The 18,055-nt window shown below is 42.1% G+C and carries 20 protein-coding genes; 4 read left to right on the plus strand and 16 right to left on the minus strand.

The genetic code is table 11. The features are described 5' to 3' along the window. Nucleotides 1-26: 26 nt before the first annotated feature. Together GJU41_RS08065 and GJU41_RS08070 are read left to right on the plus strand one after the other, a co-directional pair. Nucleotides 27-449, plus strand: a complete 423-nt coding sequence (locus tag GJU41_RS08065; RefSeq protein WP_154318249.1) for a DMT family transporter — start codon at nt 27-29, stop codon at nt 447-449. A 14-nt stretch (nt 450-463) separates the two neighbouring features. Continuing rightward, the gene (locus tag GJU41_RS08070; RefSeq protein ID WP_154318250.1) at nt 464-913 is read left to right on the plus strand and encodes a DMT family transporter; all 450 of its coding nucleotides are present in this window, start codon (nt 464-466) and stop codon (nt 911-913) included. A 14-nt stretch (nt 914-927) separates the two neighbouring features. On the opposite strand, the gene GJU41_RS08075 is transcribed toward GJU41_RS08070, so the two are convergent. Beyond that, entirely contained in the window at nt 928-1,410 is a 483-nt protein-coding gene (locus GJU41_RS08075) for a CBO0543 family protein (protein ID WP_154318251.1), read from the minus strand. A gap of 115 nt (nt 1,411-1,525) precedes the next feature. Between GJU41_RS08075 and GJU41_RS08080 the strand changes: the two genes are divergently transcribed. Next, nucleotides 1,526-1,768 carry a hypothetical protein gene (locus GJU41_RS08080; protein ID WP_224771232.1) on the plus strand — a complete coding sequence of 81 codons (243 nt, stop codon included), beginning with the start codon at nt 1,526-1,528 and terminating at the stop codon, nt 1,766-1,768. A gap of 22 nt (nt 1,769-1,790) precedes the next feature. Here GJU41_RS08080 and GJU41_RS08085 read toward each other — a convergent pair whose 3' ends face one another. From GJU41_RS08085 to GJU41_RS08155, 15 genes are all read right to left on the minus strand, one after another. After that, on the minus strand, nt 1,791-2,255 hold the full coding sequence (locus tag GJU41_RS08085) for a DinB family protein (RefSeq protein ID WP_070877480.1): 465 nt from the start codon (nt 2,253-2,255) through the stop codon (nt 1,791-1,793). Beyond that, entirely contained in the window at nt 2,255-2,956 is a 702-nt protein-coding gene (locus GJU41_RS08090; RefSeq protein ID WP_224771371.1) for a Type 1 glutamine amidotransferase-like domain-containing protein, read from the minus strand. The genes GJU41_RS08085 and GJU41_RS08090 overlap by 1 nt, the downstream gene beginning before the upstream one ends. An 18-nt stretch (nt 2,957-2,974) precedes the next feature. Beyond that, entirely contained in the window at nt 2,975-3,832 is an 858-nt protein-coding gene (locus GJU41_RS08095) for a DUF3307 domain-containing protein (protein ID WP_154318253.1), read from the minus strand. Continuing rightward, on the minus strand, nt 3,829-4,593 hold the full coding sequence (locus GJU41_RS08100) for a hypothetical protein (RefSeq protein WP_154318254.1): 765 nt from the start codon (nt 4,591-4,593) through the stop codon (nt 3,829-3,831). Before GJU41_RS08100 ends, GJU41_RS08095 begins: the two co-directional genes overlap by 4 nt. A 197-nt stretch (nt 4,594-4,790) precedes the next feature. After that, nucleotides 4,791-5,189: a MaoC/PaaZ C-terminal domain-containing protein gene (locus GJU41_RS08105; protein ID WP_154318255.1), complete on the minus strand. Its 399-nt coding sequence runs from the start codon at nt 5,187-5,189 to the stop codon at nt 4,791-4,793. Continuing rightward, nucleotides 5,186-5,635 (minus strand): MaoC family dehydratase N-terminal domain-containing protein, encoded by a 450-nt coding sequence (locus tag GJU41_RS08110; RefSeq protein WP_070877485.1) that lies wholly within the window; start codon nt 5,633-5,635, stop codon nt 5,186-5,188. Before GJU41_RS08110 ends, GJU41_RS08105 begins: the two co-directional genes overlap by 4 nt. 16 nt (nt 5,636-5,651) lie before the next feature. Next, nucleotides 5,652-6,827, minus strand: coding sequence for an acyl-CoA dehydrogenase family protein (locus GJU41_RS08115; RefSeq protein ID WP_070877486.1), 1,176 nt, complete (start codon nt 6,825-6,827; stop codon nt 5,652-5,654). A 93-nt stretch (nt 6,828-6,920) separates the two neighbouring features. Continuing rightward, entirely contained in the window at nt 6,921-7,319 is a 399-nt protein-coding gene (locus tag GJU41_RS08120) for an acyl-CoA thioesterase (RefSeq protein ID WP_070877487.1), read from the minus strand. Beyond that, nucleotides 7,300-8,502: an iron-containing alcohol dehydrogenase gene (locus GJU41_RS08125; protein WP_070877488.1), complete on the minus strand. Its 1,203-nt coding sequence runs from the start codon at nt 8,500-8,502 to the stop codon at nt 7,300-7,302. Before GJU41_RS08125 ends, GJU41_RS08120 begins: the two co-directional genes overlap by 20 nt. Further along, on the minus strand, nt 8,489-8,989 hold the full coding sequence (locus GJU41_RS08130; protein ID WP_070877489.1) for a GNAT family N-acetyltransferase: 501 nt from the start codon (nt 8,987-8,989) through the stop codon (nt 8,489-8,491). Before GJU41_RS08130 ends, GJU41_RS08125 begins: the two co-directional genes overlap by 14 nt. Nucleotides 8,990-9,054: 65 nt before the next feature. After that, nucleotides 9,055-11,277, minus strand: coding sequence for an AAA domain-containing protein (locus GJU41_RS08135; protein WP_070877490.1), 2,223 nt, complete (start codon nt 11,275-11,277; stop codon nt 9,055-9,057). A gap of 98 nt (nt 11,278-11,375) precedes the next feature. Continuing rightward, a complete protein-coding gene (locus tag GJU41_RS08140) occupies nt 11,376-12,827 on the minus strand; it encodes a CoA-acylating methylmalonate-semialdehyde dehydrogenase (RefSeq protein WP_070877491.1) in 1,452 nt (483 codons plus the stop codon). Next, the gene (locus GJU41_RS08145) at nt 12,824-14,026 is read right to left on the minus strand and encodes an iron-containing alcohol dehydrogenase (protein WP_154318256.1); all 1,203 of its coding nucleotides are present in this window, start codon (nt 14,024-14,026) and stop codon (nt 12,824-12,826) included. The genes GJU41_RS08140 and GJU41_RS08145 overlap by 4 nt, the downstream gene beginning before the upstream one ends. Nucleotides 14,027-14,056: 30 nt before the next feature. After that, entirely contained in the window at nt 14,057-14,977 is a 921-nt protein-coding gene (locus GJU41_RS08150) for a 3-hydroxyacyl-CoA dehydrogenase family protein (protein ID WP_170292740.1), read from the minus strand. A 196-nt stretch (nt 14,978-15,173) separates the two neighbouring features. Beyond that, on the minus strand, nt 15,174-16,535 hold the full coding sequence (locus tag GJU41_RS08155; RefSeq protein WP_154318258.1) for an aspartate kinase: 1,362 nt from the start codon (nt 16,533-16,535) through the stop codon (nt 15,174-15,176). A gap of 186 nt (nt 16,536-16,721) precedes the next feature. Here GJU41_RS08155 and GJU41_RS08160 point away from each other — a divergent pair, with 186 nt between their 5' ends. Beyond that, nucleotides 16,722-17,948 (plus strand): MFS transporter, encoded by a 1,227-nt coding sequence (locus GJU41_RS08160; RefSeq protein ID WP_154318259.1) that lies wholly within the window; start codon nt 16,722-16,724, stop codon nt 17,946-17,948. Nucleotides 17,949-18,055: the final 107 nt, after the last annotated feature.

The raw sequence follows: 18,055 nt of genomic DNA on the forward strand, positions 1-18,055 counted from the left end.
GACATCTATAGAAGGAGTGAATATTTTTGTACAACCTGATCTCTGCTGCTGTTGGCGCTTTTATTGCCATCATGATTGTATTTAACGGAGAACTCTCAAATGGCATTGGAAATTACACTTCAAGTGCTGCTATTCATCTCGTCGGGCTTCTTTCTATTTCCACCGTTTTCTTATTTATAAAAAAACCCATTCGTTTTCAAAAAGGACTGCCTCTTTATTTGTACAGCGCAGGCGCCATTGGAGTGGTTACTGTCCTTTTTTCAAACATTAGCGTCATGTCTCTTGGGGTATCGGTCACGATTGCACTTGGACTCTTGGGTCAGTCGCTGGCTGCCATTATCATCGATCACTACGGGATGCTTGGAATGAAAACCGTAAAATTCAACAAAACAAAATGCATCGGTCTTGCCTTTATTCTGTTCGGCAGTGCTGTAATGACGTTCTATTAGGGAGGTAATTTACAATGGTTTATTTGATCATTTCTATTTTAGCTGGTGTTTCTATTGTTATCGCAAGAATCATTAATTCCAACCTTGCAGATAAAATCGGCTTGCTTGAAGGAACGCTCATTAATTTTGTGACTGGTCTGATGTTATCAATTATTTTTCTTTTATTCAGCAGTGAAGCTGTTTTCCTTTCGTCTCTAACCTTGGGTAATGTTCCAATATGGGCTTATTTAGGCGGTGTAGCAGGTGTCATCGTCATCTTTCTCTCAAGCTATCTTACACCGAAAGTTTCTGCTTTTTATTTAACACTCTTTATATTCATTGGACAGTTATTTACGGGAATCGTGATTGACTACTTTACACTTGGTGAATTATCTCAAGGGAAAATACTCGGAGGACTGCTTGTATTATTTGGTCTCGTCTTTAATTTGAAAATTGACCGAAAAGAAGAAATGGGATCTGCCTAAGTTCCCATTTCTTCTTAATAGTCCTGATATGTATATGCATTTTTATCTGTCCTTTTCACTAAATCAGCAAGTGCTCTTATCGTAAAAAGCGTAAAGCTGATGCTTGCAAATGTATGAAAGACTGACCACTTTTTCCATTTAAATAAGCGGGTCCTTTTTTCCATATACCATTGGGCAATGGACATCGGCACACTCCTAGTTAAACTTTTTAGCAAGATCCCCGGCAAATTATCTTTGTAGGATTGACGGACCCAAATTACACTTAATAACGGAAAAAACACCATATCATACAAAATAGTTGTTTTAAAAATTTTTGGAAATGGCCTTACAGGGTATTCGACTCTTTTTGTATTGACCACATAAGCATCTATCAGGGTAGACAATATCCCCTTTGCAAAAAAGACAATCAGCATTTCCTTTACATTAGGTTTCTGTATTACAAAGGGGAACATGACCGCACAAAGAGCAAACAGCCCTTTGATCATCGTTTTTTCCATTTTCAACATCCTTATCCTTTTTTTGGTAGTATCTGCTTTTATCAAAAAAAATAATACAGGAACTTAGCTATATAGTCTGCATATGCTAATGATGACCGTATTGAGGAGGTTTACCATGTATCCTTACATGCCATATTCATATGCACGATATCCTAAACCAGTCATGCAGCAACTAAAAATGTCAACTTTAAGTGCAGTTCAGCCATTTGTACAGCATGGTTTAAAAGAAGCACATTTCACCTCGTACCAGCATGCACTAATGGAAGTAGCCGCCATGTCCTATCTGCTCGGAAAAGGATATGAATACAATGCTGCATATCAATTAGTCGAAGCTTGGGAAGTGAATGAATCATTTTAAAAGGCTGGGTATCCAGCCTTTTTTATTGTATAAACCCTCTGCCTATGAAACTGGCTCCGACAGGTTCCCTTCCTATTTCTCTTGCCCAGACAGATAGCTGTCCAATGTGGTGGATTTCATGGGCAATCACATGGCGGATAATTTCCCCTTTTTTATAGGTGCCATCCATCCATGGGGGAGTTACTTTTTCATGTTCACATGCAATGGTCCACTTTTGAAGATAAGAGATCATTTCTGGCTGCAGCTCTCTTGATAATCGGTTAATCTTTTCAAGTGAGTCATATTCCCTGATTGTAAAGTCGATGACCTCATCACCTTTAAGGACATTGATCCAGCTGTATTCCACATCAATAATATGAAGCAATGTTCCGATAATCGTGCCGACCCCTCCTGTCCGTTTTTTCCGCAATTCAACTTCAGACAAATCTTTGCACCATTCAAACCACTCTTCTCTTACCTGCCAATTGTATTTAAAAAACAGCTGCATTATTGTTCACCCAGGTATAAAGGGATTTTTTCTTCTTCGTATACGGAATCTTCTGATTTTTTGACAAAAAATGCTTTAGCATCTTGTCTTGAACTGAGAATTTTATAAATTTTTTCATTTATAAAGTGAATTGCAGCACCATCATCAAGGCCGTATCCCGCTTTCATTTTTCCGGACAAAATATGCTCTTTGTAAGCAGGTCTGCGTTTTTCCTCCCCATCATAATGAGGGCAGCAGCTGCCTTGCAAAAAGCCAAGTCCGTTCAATTTATACAGCGGAGCGTTCATTGGATCAGTCAGTCCCTCTTCAAACCAGCAAATGGCTCCCGCACTCAAGCCGGCAAGAATCGTTCCGTTCCCATAGGCCTTTCTAATGATTGAATCCAATCCCCATTCTTTCCATAAAACCAGCAAGTTTCTCGTACTGCCGCCTCCAACATAAAGGATGTCCTGCGACAGAACAAAATCCTCCAGATCATGAAAATGAGGATCGAACAAAGCCAAATGATCAGGCACACATGGCTGGGTATGAAAGGCGTCATAAAACCGCTCGATATATTGATTCTGATCCCCGCTTGCAGTCGGCACAAAACAAACTTTCGGAAGATCTTTCATACTTTGCTTCAATATGTATTGATCAAGCAGCGGATTTTCAGGTTCCATACTAAAACCGCCGCCCCCCATCGCTATAATCTGCCTCACAGACATCATCTCCTACAGTTAAATTAAAACTTCCCTCAGCAGCAAGCCAAAGAAAATGCCAAGCAGCATGGATGTTAATGTCCCAAGAAGAAAATATTCAGCCCAATTCCGGTCGTCCATCTGCTTAAATCTCGCGATTGACTTAGCTGTCACAATAAATGCGATCGCAGGATATGCACTATAAAAAGTTAAAATAATGACAAGCAGCCTTTCTATGTACCCGATCAGCTTTCCGCGTGAAAGATCATGCTTATTAAAAGTATAATAATTGTACTCTTCAACAAGTCCGCCCGCACCGTTCATCTGCTCCTCTTTCCGCTCATTCTTAAAAGCATACCTTCCCTCAAACGAAAGCAGCTGAGTCGGCAGCGTCCCAAGCAGGATCCGAATAATATGCCCGCTCACACTAGTCACCAAAATCACAATAATGATAATAAAAAGAAATGCATTCGCTATGCTCAATGAAGAATTCTCTGTTAAAAGCTCAATTCCTTTTTCCTGCAATCCAGTAATCGTCACCTGAAAGAACAAATGACATGCAATAATAATCATGGCCAGATGGACAATTTGATCGGCAATAAAATAGAACAATTTTTTTATATTTTGATGGTCGGTTGTCCTGTCCAGCAGTTTAATTTTCAGAAAATCGATCAAAAAATGAGTCCCTAATAAAAACAAACTTGGTAAAACTACAAGTTCCATAGGCTTTGCAAAATCATAGGACAACGCCCAGAACAACAGGATGACCGGTAAAAGCACCAGTAAGTGATGCAGCATATGCTTCTTCAGATTCTTCAGCTTTTCTCGCACCATCTCATCCGATTGGAGAAAAAAATCAGCAATTAAATGAGCCAGAATGAGACTTAATAAAATCATATGTTCCCCTTTCCCTCCTCGTTTTCATACCATTCGCTAATGTTCATCTTTAAATGGGTGCGGATGGATTGCTGCAGTTCTGTAAGAGTTTGATGTGAATCAGGGAATTCTTTTTGCTGAAGCGAGTTTGTGACAGATGTCAAATTAGCGAAAATCAATTCTAATTCCTCTCCGCTGCCTTTTTTAAAATGACTTGAAATCGTTGAAGGGGATTTGCTGAGCATGCCGGAAATTTTTCTTTGCTGACGGAAAATCTCATATAATGAAAACACCACTCTCTGAATGTCTGTTTGTTCATTCATTATTTTTTGCCGTAAAATTAAGAGCGAATTGATTAACACTTGAATTTCATAGTGGTTCTCATTCAGATGGAATCTGAACTGTGATCTGTCTGCTCCCTCTTTTTTCAAAGATTCATTGGCTTCTCTTGCAAGCTTTATCATCGGATGAATCCACGTTTCTATATCAATCTCTTTTAGTTCTCTATTGATGTCCCCAAAAGAAACTCCGAAATATGGAGGATTGCCCCGCAGCTTCCAAATAACACTGATGAAATGGGCAATAGCATAGGCAGTGGAATATCCATTTGCGATCAAAATCATTTCATCTCCCCTGCGATGCTTCACAATCACTTCTTCATTTGTCCAAGTCTTAATCCATTTTACCATTTTTTCTAAATAGGCTGATAATTCTTCACCCATTCCTTCTGCTGAAGAATTTTGGATGTCCATGATGAAGATTGAGGCTGGGTGCTTAGGCATTCGATGTTCCTCCTAACACAAGTATCATACGTTCGATTATATAATCGAATATATCAGATGTTCGATTATATCGTCAAACTTTGAAGTGTTATGATGATTTCATCGAATTCATATTTATTGTAAATCTACTAATTCGATGTCACTGTTTTATTTAAGACAAAAAAATAACAATCATTGAAGATTGTTATTTTTATTCTTTATAACTTTCTAAACACAACATCCCCCTTAACAACCTCTCCTCCATCCTGATTCACAGCCCTTACATGGAACTTTGCAGATGTGTCATTCATCTCATAAAGATCTGCCTGCAGTGTAATCACATCACCCAGGAACACCATTCCTTTAAAACGGATGGAATAGTCTTCTATAAAGCCTTCTTCATAGAATGGAGAGAAGAGTTTAGACAGGCTGCCCATCGTCCACATCCCATGTGCAATGATGCCCGGAAGGCCTGCTTTTTCTGCTTCTTCGTCGATGGTGTGAATCGGATTGTAGTCGCCTGAAGCTCCGGAATATTTGATGAGATCGAGCCTTGAGACAGGCGGAAGTGTAAGGTCCAATATGTGCTCACCAAGCCGAAAGTCAGCGATTGTCATACACTCATCACCTTTCTGACTGCTTCTGTAATAATCACGACTTGTTTCATTGTGAATAGAAGTTCTCCGTCTTTTGTTTCTCCCATTCTCTCAATCGTCAGCATGCCCATGCTTCCCCCGCTCCCTGTTCTCTCCCTGTAGTTCACGAGTTTAGAAGAGCAATAGACGGTATCCCCAACTAACAGAGGTTTTTCATAATGAAACGACTGTTCACCATGAATCAGGCCTTTAGACGGCAGCTTCAATCCCCCGATTGTGCCGTAGTTCAAGGTAACAGGAAATGTAGGCGGTGTCAGATTCCGCTCGTATCTTGAACGCAGCCCGGTTTCTTCGTCGATAAAAAGCGGATTTGGATCTCCTATGGCTTCAGCAAATTTCCTGACTGCTCCAAGCTCAATTGAATTCTTCACTTTTTCGGAAGCGCTCCCAATTAAGTGTTTAAACATGGATTCCGCCTCCTTTTTAGATGAATTGTCCAATCTTGACATTTCCTTTTAAAAGATTGCGGGACAGAATTAAGCGCTGAATTTCATCTGTTCCGTCATAAATTCTCCAGAGGCGGGCCTCACGATACCAGCGTTCAATCGGGAGTTCTCTTGTATAGCCCATACCGCCATGTATTTGAAGCACGCGGTCGACAACGCGATTCCCCATATTAGAGCCGTATAATTTAGCCATCGATGCCAAGTGACGGTTGTCTTCGCCTTGATCAAGCGTAAACGCAGCATTCAGGACAAGCCATTTTGCAGCTTCAATTTCGGTTGCTGAATCTGCAATTTGCCATTGAATCGCTTGACGGTCAGCGATTGGTCTTCCGAATGTTTCCCGTTCTTTTGAATAATCGATGGCCATCTGCAGCAGGCGTTCTGCAGCTCCGACAGCTGTGGCCCCTACGATCCATCTGGCAAAGCCAATCCATTCGAGCCCTAGTTTATAGCCCCCGTGCAATTCTCCGAGTATGTTTTCTTCAGGCACGCGGACGCCATCGAAAAATAAGCTTGCCGGTCCCCACTCGCCCATTGTATGAATATATTCTGAAGTCCAGCCCATATCGCGGTCAACGATGAAACATGTCACGCCGTCACGGCCTGTTGCCCGGTGTTTTTCTTTATCTGTTATGGCAATAACCATTACGAAATCGGCTTCGTTTCCCCCTGTAATGAACGTTTTTTCACCGTTTAGCACCCATTCATTTCCGTCTTTTACGGCTGTCATCTGGATATTTCTTGTATCAGATCCTGCTGCCGGTTCTGTCATCGCAAAACACGATTTTTTGTCGCCATTAATTGTTGGAATTAAATACTTTTCTTTTTGTTCTTCATTCGCATAATAGAGAATGTTGTCTGCAGAGCCGCCAAAGCGGAACGGAACGAATGTTTTAGAGACCTCCATCTGTACGATGGCAAGCATCATCTGACCAATGTCTGCACCGCCGTATTCCTCCGGCGTATTAATGCCCCAGAAGCCGGACTGCTTCGCCTTTTGCTGAAGCTCGTGCATTTTTTCTTTTGATAGACTTGGCTTTCCTTCTAATTCATTTCTAAGAACGGTATTTTCAAGAGGCATTAATTCGTTTTCAACAAATTTACGAATTGTTTTTTGAACCATTCTCTGCTCATCTGTTAATCGCAAATGCATAACATTCACTCCATCCTATTAAAATACTAACCAGTTGGTATGTTACTAGTGTATTTTGAAATTTCAGAAAAAACAAGCTTTAATTTAGAAAACTCACATGTTTTTATAGAGGTGTTTCTGCAATTCCAGTCTAATGGTGTCGGGGATGGGTTCTGATTTTTTTTGAGGCACATTGTAATTCACGTAAATAACGGTGCCTTTAGCGCATAATTCCCCGTCCTGATGAATTTCTTCATAAAGCTCTAGACTTGAGTTTCCGATTCTTTTCACCCAGGAATACACTTCTACATTTTTGCCGTAATAAATTTGACTGATAAAATCGACATTCATGTTTAAAATAATCATTTTCCAGTTTTTAAAAGACCGGTCAGGATTGAATAAAGCAAACAGCTGATTTCTTCCTGCTTCAAACCAGACTGGGACTGTTGTGTTGTTGATATGTCCGACGCCATCTGTTTCAGAAACACGCGGTTCAATTGTTGTATGGAACATGATTCAGCACTCCTTCTGCCTTTAACGTTCCATTCAGGGCTGCATGGTAGACTTGTTTGACATCTTGGAGCTGAAATGTCTTTGGACTTCTAGCTAGCAGCCTTGTTTGCTTGATGCCGCCCGCCGCTAATTTTTCAAGATCCTTTTCCGTAATGCCATAAGCTTGAAGGGTGTTTGGCAGCCCAACATCTTCCATCAAATTTCTAATCTCCAAAACGACTGACTGAGCAAGCTCGCGATCACTTTTCCCATTTCTTCGAATACCAAGCGCTGAAGCAAGAATCGTCATTTTATGTAAGCAGGACGGCCAAATATAGTCCAGGACATATGGCAGCAGCACGGCGTTTGATTCACCATGCGACACTTTAAACAACCCACCAAGCGGATAAGCCAAAGCATGTACACCGGCTACTCCGGCATTAAAGAAACTGAGTCCGGCAAGCATACTTCCCCAAGACATGCTGCTGCGGGCTTCGCGGTCTCCGCCCTGCCAGACTGCTGTGCGGATACTTGAAGCGATTTTCTCCACCGCTTCTAAAGCAAGAGTGTCAGTGAGTACCGTAGCGTTAATAGATAAATAGGATTCAATGGCATGCGTGAGCGCATCAATCCCGCTCGCAGCCGTTACTCTTGGAGGTAGAGAATAGGTTAACTCCGGATCTATGATGACAGCATCTGCAAGCAAATAATCATGCGTGATGACATCCTTTGTTTCTTCCAATGAAAAGACGGCGATATCTGTCATTTCTGCACCGGTGCCTGAAGTTGTGGGAATCATGATTTTAGGCAGTCCCTGCTCTGTCAGTTTTTTTGATCCGGATAAATTTAAATAATCTGCAATTGACCCCTCATTTTTTGCAAGAACCGCTGCTGCTTTAGCAATATCCAGACAGCTGCCTCCGCCAATTCCTATGACAAGGTCAGCTCCTGATTTCCTGAGTGCTTTGACTGCACCATCACCAATAAAAACTTGAGGTTCAGGCTGAATGTCTGTATAGCGTTCAAATTGAATTTGATTTTCGTCAAGCGTTTGTTCGATTGAAGAAAGAACTCCGAGCTTGATTAAAATCGGATCGGCAAAAAGAAAGATTTTAACAGCTTGATATTCTTTTATAAGGTGCAGCAAGTTTTTTACAGACCCTTCACCCGTTACGATTTTTTTTGGCGATCTAAATGTTTTCACAGTGCTCCCTCCTTTTTTTAGAACAAAAAGTTTGAATGACGCGGCCATTTTCCACTCGTTCAGAATAAATCCCAGATGCATAATCATCAATGACCTTTCTCCAAAAGCTTTGTGCCGGTCTATTCTTTTCAATCTGTACAACTTCCCACTTTCCGCTATGCATCCGGAAAACACTGTGAGCAATTTGTTTGCCGAGTCCCGATCGCCGGAATTTTTTCATGATGAAAAACTCTGCGACCGAAAAATAATCTTCAAATGCATCGTACCTTACCAGGACAAAACCGGCATTCTCTTCCTTTACTTTGATCAGATAGGGAAATCGCCCTTCTTCATTCCAGTAGTTTTCGAAATAAGGATAATCATCGAATCTTCCTTGATCATTGACACCAGCGTCGTTAAATTCAGTAAAGTCGTAAAAGTAATATTGCAGCAAGTTTTCAATAATGGCCTTTTCCGAATATCCAGCGGGCTTTAAACTGTATTCCATTCTTTCCACCCTTTTCATTTGTTATAAAGGGTACTAATTCGCGAAAAAAATTCATGTTCCTCTTTTTATGAATAGGAGATCTGCGTGAGAAAATGCTTAACTGTTTTTTCCGAATTCAGTCTCGCTGCTACATAAGGGGGCTGCAATCTGGTTGCTCCCTCAAATGGCTGTCCAAGCCATAAAAGTTGATCATCAATGATAACAAATGGGAACGTCAGATTTTCTTGAATCCACCTGCATGGAATCTCTGGCTTTTTTTCAGAAATGATTGTAAGGGAATGCTGGACCGTTTTCAGTACATCTGTCAAATCCTTTTGAAGACTGATCGATTTTGGCAGGGAAAGAATGATCTTGTTCTTGGAAGAACGAATGTCTTTAAATAAAGGTTCTTGTTTTAGAGCATGCATCCATTTCAATTTTGGGTGATGGTGCTGAATCCATTGCCCTATTTGCTGATGACTGACAGTCTGATGATGTTTCTCCTGATGGTCCACAAGCTGTCTGAGCGCTTTGCTGCGGTAGACATTTTGACGGATAAAGTCTGAATTGCTGACATGGATGAACTTTCCTTTAGTCCTGGTAATGGCTACATTGATAAGCCTCACACTGTCCTTGCCGGTAGTCAGCATTCCGGCACGGTTCTCGGGAAAGCTGTCAACACTGTCAAAAATCATCACATCCCGCTCGCTGCCCTGAAATTTATGCACGGTTGCCGCAAGAATATCGGTATTCAGGAGTTCTTCTTCAAATAAATCTCCTAAAAGCTGCTGCATAAGAGATGCCTGTGCGCGGTAAGGTGTCACATATCCGATTGATTTCACTCCCGATAGATAGGCTTCGTGAATGGATTGGAACGAAAGCAGCAGCTGCCACAAATTAAACTTGGAGTGGGATGTCCTCTCTTTCATGCAATGCTCGCCTGTATGACTTGCATCAAGCAGGATGGATGCTCTGCCTGGAAAAGGTGCGTTTAAAACGAGCTGATTTCTGCTATTTTTGACACTTTCATGATCGCCTACCTGATTTTGATAGACATATTGATTAGAAAATGCAGAGATTTCCGGATGCATTCTCCGCTGTTCTTTCAATAAAAGCATGTGCGGGTGCAATTCCTGTTTGATGTCAGCAGCGCCTGAGCGGATGAATATATCTTCTTTCAGCCATTTTTCAACAAGTTCGTGCCGGGAAGAGGCTATTGGCGGCAGCTGTTTAAAGTCTCCGCACAAAATCACCCGTCTGCCAAGCGATGCTGCAAACGCAGCCTGAGGCACATAAGCCATGCTTGTTTCATCGACAATCACAACGTCAAATTCGTCTTCGTATATGGTTGAATCGCTTGCTGCTTTTGCAAGGGTTGTCCCTACAATAAATGCTTCTTTCACAAATTCAGATTCCTGCTTGCGTATTTTCTCAAAGACTCTGCTGATTTTGGTTTCTAGATCAAGCAGCTGATTGGAATCCCGCTTGCTGAATGAATCTGATAAATCCTTTTTAATAAGTTTTCGTTCATCGAGAAGCTGCTGTCTATCCTTTGATAACACAGGATCTTTCTGTATGAGAAGTTCACTTGTAGTTAAAGGTACAGGAAAGGCTGTTTCGCCGCTCCCAGTCCCATATCTCAGTAGCTCACCTTCTTTAAATTTCTGCTTTTTGTGAATAAAAATGGCGATTTCTTTCATTAATACATCCACAGCACTGTTGCTGTGAGACAGAATCAGCACACGTTTTCCTTTAAAATAATGATTGGCTGCTGTTCTTGCAAGCGTGTAGGTCTTCCCAGTGCCGGGCGGTCCCCAGACGAAAGTGACTGGATTATATTTGGACCTTACATACAATTCATGGACTGAGCTTTTCCCATCTGCTGCAGGATGCTTCGGGGGCATCGAGGGATCCATCAGCTTTTTGATTCTGGCCCGCTTGATCTTGCTTTTTTTCATGTCATCGAGCCTTGCAATGAGTTCCTCAAGCAGTTCCCACGGATCGTGGAAAAGAAAGGCCTCATGGATGAGATCTCCAAACGATCTGTCAAATGAGAGAATGATGTTTTTCCCTTCTGAGGACAGGACTCTTCCATTGTGCTTCACGCCGTCCCATTCTAATTTGATGGAGGCTCCAACAGGGATTTTCAAAAAGCTGCTGCTTTCAAAATAGTAAGTGTAAGCATCCCCAGTTGATAATAGATGTCCATTTGCAACACGGTATTTCGTGCTCCCATATTTTTTTAAATAGCCGATTTCAATTTGAATGGCCTGCTGCCATTCTTTTAGATATGTCTTTGTTGTAGTCATGTTAATCTGCTCCGTTCAATGAAAGAGGCAAGCCCGTGTAACCCTGAGCCTGCCTGTCTGAACTTTTAACTATACAATATTTTCACATTAACGTCATGTTAATTAAACCAACGCTGAGTCACCACTTTTTTCCTCGTATAAAATTCAACGCCGTCCTTGCCGTTTGCGTGAAGGTCCCCGTAAAAAGAATTTTTCCAGCCAGAGAATGGGAAGAAGGCCATCGGAGCCGGAACATTTACGTTGACTCCAAGCATGCCTGCTTCAATTTTTTCACGAAATTCACGGACTGCTTTTCCGCTTGCTGTATAAAGAACGGCTCCATTGGCAAAATCAGATTCATTTGTCAGTTCAATTGCATCCTGCAGATTTTTCACACGGACAACACTTAAAACCGGTGCAAAAATCTCATCCTTCCAGATGGTCATTTCTTTTGTGACATTGTCAAAAATGGTAGCCCCAATATAATATCCTTTATCATGTTTCTTAGCATCGATTCTGCCGTCTTTAACAAGCTTTGCTTTTTCCTTTTCCCCAAGATCAATATAATTCAGGACTTTGTCAAGATGAGAACTTCTGATTACTGGGCCCAGAAACACTCCCTCATCAAGGCCGTTGCCCATTGAGATGGCGTTAGCTGACTGTACGAGTTTTTCAACAAATTCATCGGCAATTTCATCAACCACAGCGACTACAGAACATGCCATGCATCTCTCGCCTGCACTGCCAAACGCAGCACCGATTATTCCTGTGACCGCTTTTTCAATATCACAGTCAGACAGGACGATGGAATGATTTTTCGCACCGGCAAGGGCCTGTACTCTTTTACCGTGTGAAGCTGCTGTTTTGTAAATATATTCAGCAACAGGCTGAGACCCTACAAATGAAATGGCTTTGATGCCTTTATGTTCTAGCAGACCGTTCACAACATCGTGCGCTCCATTGACGATATTGAGCACCCCTGCAGGCAGTCCTGCTTCTGAAAAGAGCTCTGCCAATCTGGAAGCTAAAACAGGCGTACGTTCTGATGGCTTTAGAACAAACGTATTCCCGCACGCTATCGCTAGCGGAAACATCCAGCACGGCACCATCATCGGGAAGTTAAACGGAGTGATTCCGCCTATGACTCCAACAGGATAGCGGTACATAGCCGACTCAATGTCTGTCGCAATATCCGGCAGGACAGATCCCATCATCAAAGTTGGCGCCCCTGCAGCAAATTCTACACATTCAATTCCTCTTTGCACCTCACCGCGTGCTTCTTCTAAACTTTTGCCGTTTTCCGTTGTAATCAAGGAAGCGAGTTCCTCGGCGTGCTTGATGAGAAGCTGCTGATAGCTGAAAAGAATTCTTGCCCGTTTTGGCACAGGTGTTTTGCTCCAGGATTCAAATGCTTCTTTGGATGAAGTAACCGCTGCATCTACGTCTTCTTTTCCAGAAATCGCAACCTTCGCAAGAGTTTCTCCTGTTGCAGGGTTTGGCACTTCATCAAATTTGCCGGTTTTTGCGGGCACCCATTCTCCATTTAGATAATTTTCAATTGTTTTCATCATTTTTCCCCTCCCGCTGTTTGTTTGTCAGTCTGATATGAATAGGTATAAGAATATCGATAAAGCTCTGCTATCTCATCCATTGATGGCACTCTCGGATTATGACCGGGGCTGCCGCTTTCCAGGGCATCTGCCGCCATTTTCGGAATGGCCTTTTCGAACGCTTGCGGATCAATTCCCCATCCCTTTAAATTTGGGATATTTAAATCCCTGCAAAGTGCTTTAATTTCATCAATCGCAAGCTGTGCTGCTGCACTGTCTGACATTTTCTCTATTGAAAAAATCCGTCCTACATCCGCGAGTCTGCCTGTGCAATGATTCTTGCTGAATTCAAGAACAGCAGGCAGCAGCATGGCGTTTGATATACCATGCGGAACGTGAAACAAGGCGCCGATCGGACGTGACATGCCATGAACAAGACAAACAGATGCATTGGAGAAGGCCATGCCTCCTTGAAGAGAGCCTAAAGACATCGCTTCTCTGGCTTCACTGTTTGAACCATCTTCATAGACACTCCTGATATTTGGCAGAATATGATTCATGGAAGATAAAGCAAGCATATCTGTCATTGGCTGGGCTTTTCTTGACAGGTATGCCTCAAGCGCATGGCTGAGAGCATCTATTCCTGTTGCGGCTGTTATTTCTCTTGGAGATGAATAGGTTAAAACAGGATCAACGATTGCCGCTTCTGGCATGAACGCCGGCTGCTTAATCATCATTTTCACATCATTTTTCGTATTAGTGATGATGGTTACCTCTGTTGCTTCAGAGCCTGTACCTGCCGTTGTCGGGATTGCAATAAGAGGCACAGGAGGATATGCTGCGATTTTTTTGCCTCCCATATAATCTCCTATATACCCGCCGTTTGCTGCAAGAACCGCAACTGCCTTAGCTGTATCAATACAGCTCCCTCCTCCAAGAGCGATCACAACATCGCATTTTTCTGATTGCAGCTGATGGAGTGCTTCCTGTACATATATATCCGTCGGTTCAGAGGCTACGCCAAGGTAAATACTGCTTTTGCCGCCGCACTCTGTTATCAAATGCTGCGCCTTCTCTATATACCCAAGATCCATCATCACGCGATCACTGATAATGAGTGCGTTCTTCCCATATTGAGCCATAACTGATCCCAGCTTCTGAAATGAGTGATTTCCATAAAAACACGTTTTCGGACTTCTAAAGACAGCAAATGAATTCAATCAGATCTTCCTCCCCTTTGTATAAAACGCTTACATTTTAAGCAGGTGAATCAGCTGTTTATCCCTGATGTCTGAAGCTCCATCTCCTGTACCGCTATATTCATAAATGCCTCTGCCGGTTTTTGCTCCCAAATTTCCCTGTTTGACGCTTTCCACAATAAACCGCGGAGCTTCGGTGCTGCAGTCGAGTTCTGGGAACAAATTTCCGGTTACCTTTTCCCAAATATCAAGTCCTCCCATGTCCGCAATCCGGAGCGGTCCGTTTAGAGCCCATCTCATTCCGGGTCCTTCAGACATGACCTGATCAATGTCATCTGCATTTGCGATGCCTTCTTCAAGCAGATAAAATGCCTCCCTGACTACAGCAGCCTGCAGACGGTTTGCGATAAACCCGGGAATGTCCTTATTCAGCATGACAACTTTTTTGCCGGCAGCTTTTAGTAGATTGATAACCTCTTCTGCTGCCCATGGAAGAGTATCCTCATGTTTAACTACTTCAACCAATTTGACTAAATGGGCAGGATTGAAAAAATGCGTAATGAGCAAGCGCTCGGAAAACGTGCATGCTTCAGCAAGCTTTGAAATCGGAAATGTAGAAGTATTGGATGCAATGATTGCAGTTGAACGTATCATTGTTTCAAGCAATTGAAACAACTGGTGCTTAAATTCCAGCACCTCAGGAATTGCTTCTATGATCAGATCTGCCTCATGGACAGCTTCAAAAAGGTCCGTTGAATACGAGAGCATTGCAAGCGTTTCTTTTTGTTCACCGCTGTTTATGTAGGATTCTTTTTTCATCATCTCTAAATTCTGAATGATCATTCGCTCAGCCTTCAATAATAGGTCTTCTCTTAAATCATAAATTTTCACCTGACATTGAGCAGCAGCAAACACCTGGGCTATGCCGTGCCCCATCGTTCCAGAACCAATAACAGCAACCTTCTTTATCAAACTTAGCTTCCTCCTTATTTCTGAATTATCTATATATTCTATCATTATAGACTAGTTTCAGGATAATTGTCAGGTTATAAGTGATATGATCTCTTTAGTTTTAGGAAAAAAAGCTCAGTTCACAAAGTCAGGGAGAGAGGTTCAGTTGAAAATAAAAAAAGCACTGCTTCTAATCTAAGCAGTGCTCTATCCAATCTTAAGCATATACTCCAACAAAAAACTCTTCATAAAGTGCCTGAACGGCTTTTTTCTCCTGTGCTTCTTTTACGCCGAACATCATGCTGACCTCTGATGACCCCTGATTGATCATTTCAATATTGACGCGCGCCTCTGCCAAAGCTTTAGAAGCACGGGCTGCGGTGCCGATATTATGCCGCATGCCTTCCCCTACCATCATAATAAGTGACAGATTATGTTCAACAGTCACCTCATCAGGCTTCAGGTCTGTGCGGATTCGCTCTAAAATAAGCTCTTCAGTCTCGGCATTCATTTGTTTTTGTCTTAGAATAATGCTCAGATCATCGATTCCTGATGGACTGTGCTCATAGGTTAACCCGAAATCCTCTAAAATGGAGAGCAATTTGCGTCCGAAACCGATTTCTTTATTCATTAAATATTTATTCACATAAATACTGCAGAAATCATCATCGCTGGCAATGCCGATCACAGGTCCATTCGTATTTTTTCGTTCATTCACAATCCTTGTGCCTGCCGCTTCAGGATTATTTGTATTTTTAATATGAACCGGAATGCCGGCCTCAAATGCAGGTATAAGCGCTTCATCGTGAAACACAGAGAATCCCGCATAAGAAAGCTCACGCATTTCACGGTATGTAAGCTCGCGGATTTCTTTTGGATTTGAAACAACATTCGGATTTACGGAATAAACCGCATCCACATCTGTGAAATTTTCATAAAGGTCTGCTTCGATGCCATTTGCAAGAATGGATCCAGTAATGTCTGACCCGCTCCTGGAAAACGTTACAACTTCGGAAGCTTCATTGTATCCGAAGAATCCTGGAAAAATAAGAATGCCGGAACGTTTCCTTAGAGATTTGAGATTTTCGTACGACTTTTTCAGAACTAGTGCTGTTCCGCCATTTTCCTCAACAAGGAGACCTGCTTCTTTAGGATTTATATAAGAGGCCTCAATGCCTCTGCTCTTGAAATATTCCGCAATCAGCTTTGCATTGTTGTCTTCTCCGCTTGCTTTTATTGCATCTATGTAACGGGCTTGCACGGTTTTATCTGCATTAAGCAGCTGAATTAAATCCTTTTCAATCTTGGAAACGATTTCAGCTGGCAATTTCAGTTCAGCTGCCACTTGACTATATCTGTCAATAACAGCTGACAAATATTCGGGGGCTTCTTCCCCGCGCAGTGTTCTTTCGCCAAGTTCAATTAAAAGATCCGTCACCTTGCAATCTTCCGGATACCGTTTGCCTGGAGCTGAAACAACAACCACTTTTCGATCAGGATCAGATGTTACGATATCAAATACCTTTTTAACCTGATCTCCTGATGCTAACGAACTGCCTCCAAATTTCACCACTTTCATGCGAACATCCCCTAATGTTTAAATTTTCAGGTAAATTTTAAAATCTATTTTACTCCTTTTACATGAACATTCAAGGGTTTCTTGCCCAAAAGCTTTTTTATTTGAATTTTTCGATTTCAAGCCTCATATTTTGTGGTAAAATACATTTCGTCTATCGAAATATTCAGTTGGGAAAGGACTCATAAAATGGAAAACGCAGCTTCATTAAAAAAGCCGATTTCAAAACCGTCTCCGAAAATGTATAACATCCTTTTTATCATAGGTTTATGTCATTTATTAAACGATTCGATACAATCTGTGATCCCTGCGATGTTTCCGATTCTTGAAAAAACGATGGGGCTTACGTTTACACAGCTTGGCTTCATTGCATTTACGCTGAATATGGTGTCATCTGTTCTTCAGCCTGTTGTCGGTTGGTATACGGATAAAAGACCGATGCCCTACGCCCTTCCAATCGGACTTACGAGCAGCTTAGCAGGGATTGTGGGCCTCTCGTTCGCCCCTTCTTTTTCATTGATTTTACTGAGTGTCTTTTTCATCGGACTCGGTTCAGCGGTCTTTCATCCTGAAGGGTCAAGAGTAGCCTATTTAGCAGCCGGAGAAAGACGGGGCCTTGCGCAGTCCATTTATCAAGTCGGCGGAAATACCGGATCATCTTCTGCTCCGCTGATTACAGCGCTTATTCTCGTTCCATTCGGACAGTTTGGGGCTATTTGGTTCACAATTGCAGCAGCGCTGGCTGTCATGTTCCTTATCTATATAGCAAACTGGTACACTCTGAAACTCTCAGCTATTCGAAAAGAAGAAAAGAAAAATGGCAAAATAAAAAAAGAAGTCAAACTGACAAAAGCCATTTACTCTGCATTGGCAGTGATCGTCTTTCTCGTATTTGCACGTTCATGGTATGGAAGCGCCATATCAAACTTTTATACGTTCTATGTGATTGAGAAATATCATTTAAGTATTGCCCAGTCACAGGTGTATATCTTCATTTTCCTGGTTATGGGGGCTCTTGGAACCTTTGCAGGGGGGCCTTTGGCAGACCGGTACGGGAAACGCACGATTATCCTTTATTCTCTGCTTGCTACAGCTCCTTTTGCCCTTATTCTGCCATTCGCAGGTCCCATTGCAGCATATCCGCTCATTGCAGCAATCGGTTTTATATTAAGTTCAAGCTTTTCGGTCACAGTTGTGTACGCCCAAGAGCTTATTCCCGGAAAGATTGGAACAATGTCGGGTCTGACAGTTGGTCTGGCTTTTGGAATGGGGGCAATTGGTTCTGTTGCTTTAGGCTCATTAATTGATGCTTTTGGATTAACAGCTGTTATGACTGGCATCGCTTTGCTGCCAATTTTAGGGACCCTGGCGTATCTCCTGCCTGCAGATCAGACTTTAAAAGAGTGGCAGCAATAACCGACAGTATTTGGCGTTTTTTCAGAGAATTTTTTCATTAATTTGTCGCATATTGAATGATTTAACAGATTTGTAATCTAAAAGACCCCTTTTTTGTGGTATAACTG

This window comes from Metabacillus idriensis (assembly GCF_009674765.1).
Classification (GTDB): Bacteria; Bacillota; Bacilli; order Bacillales; family Bacillaceae; genus Bacillus_P; species Bacillus_P idriensis.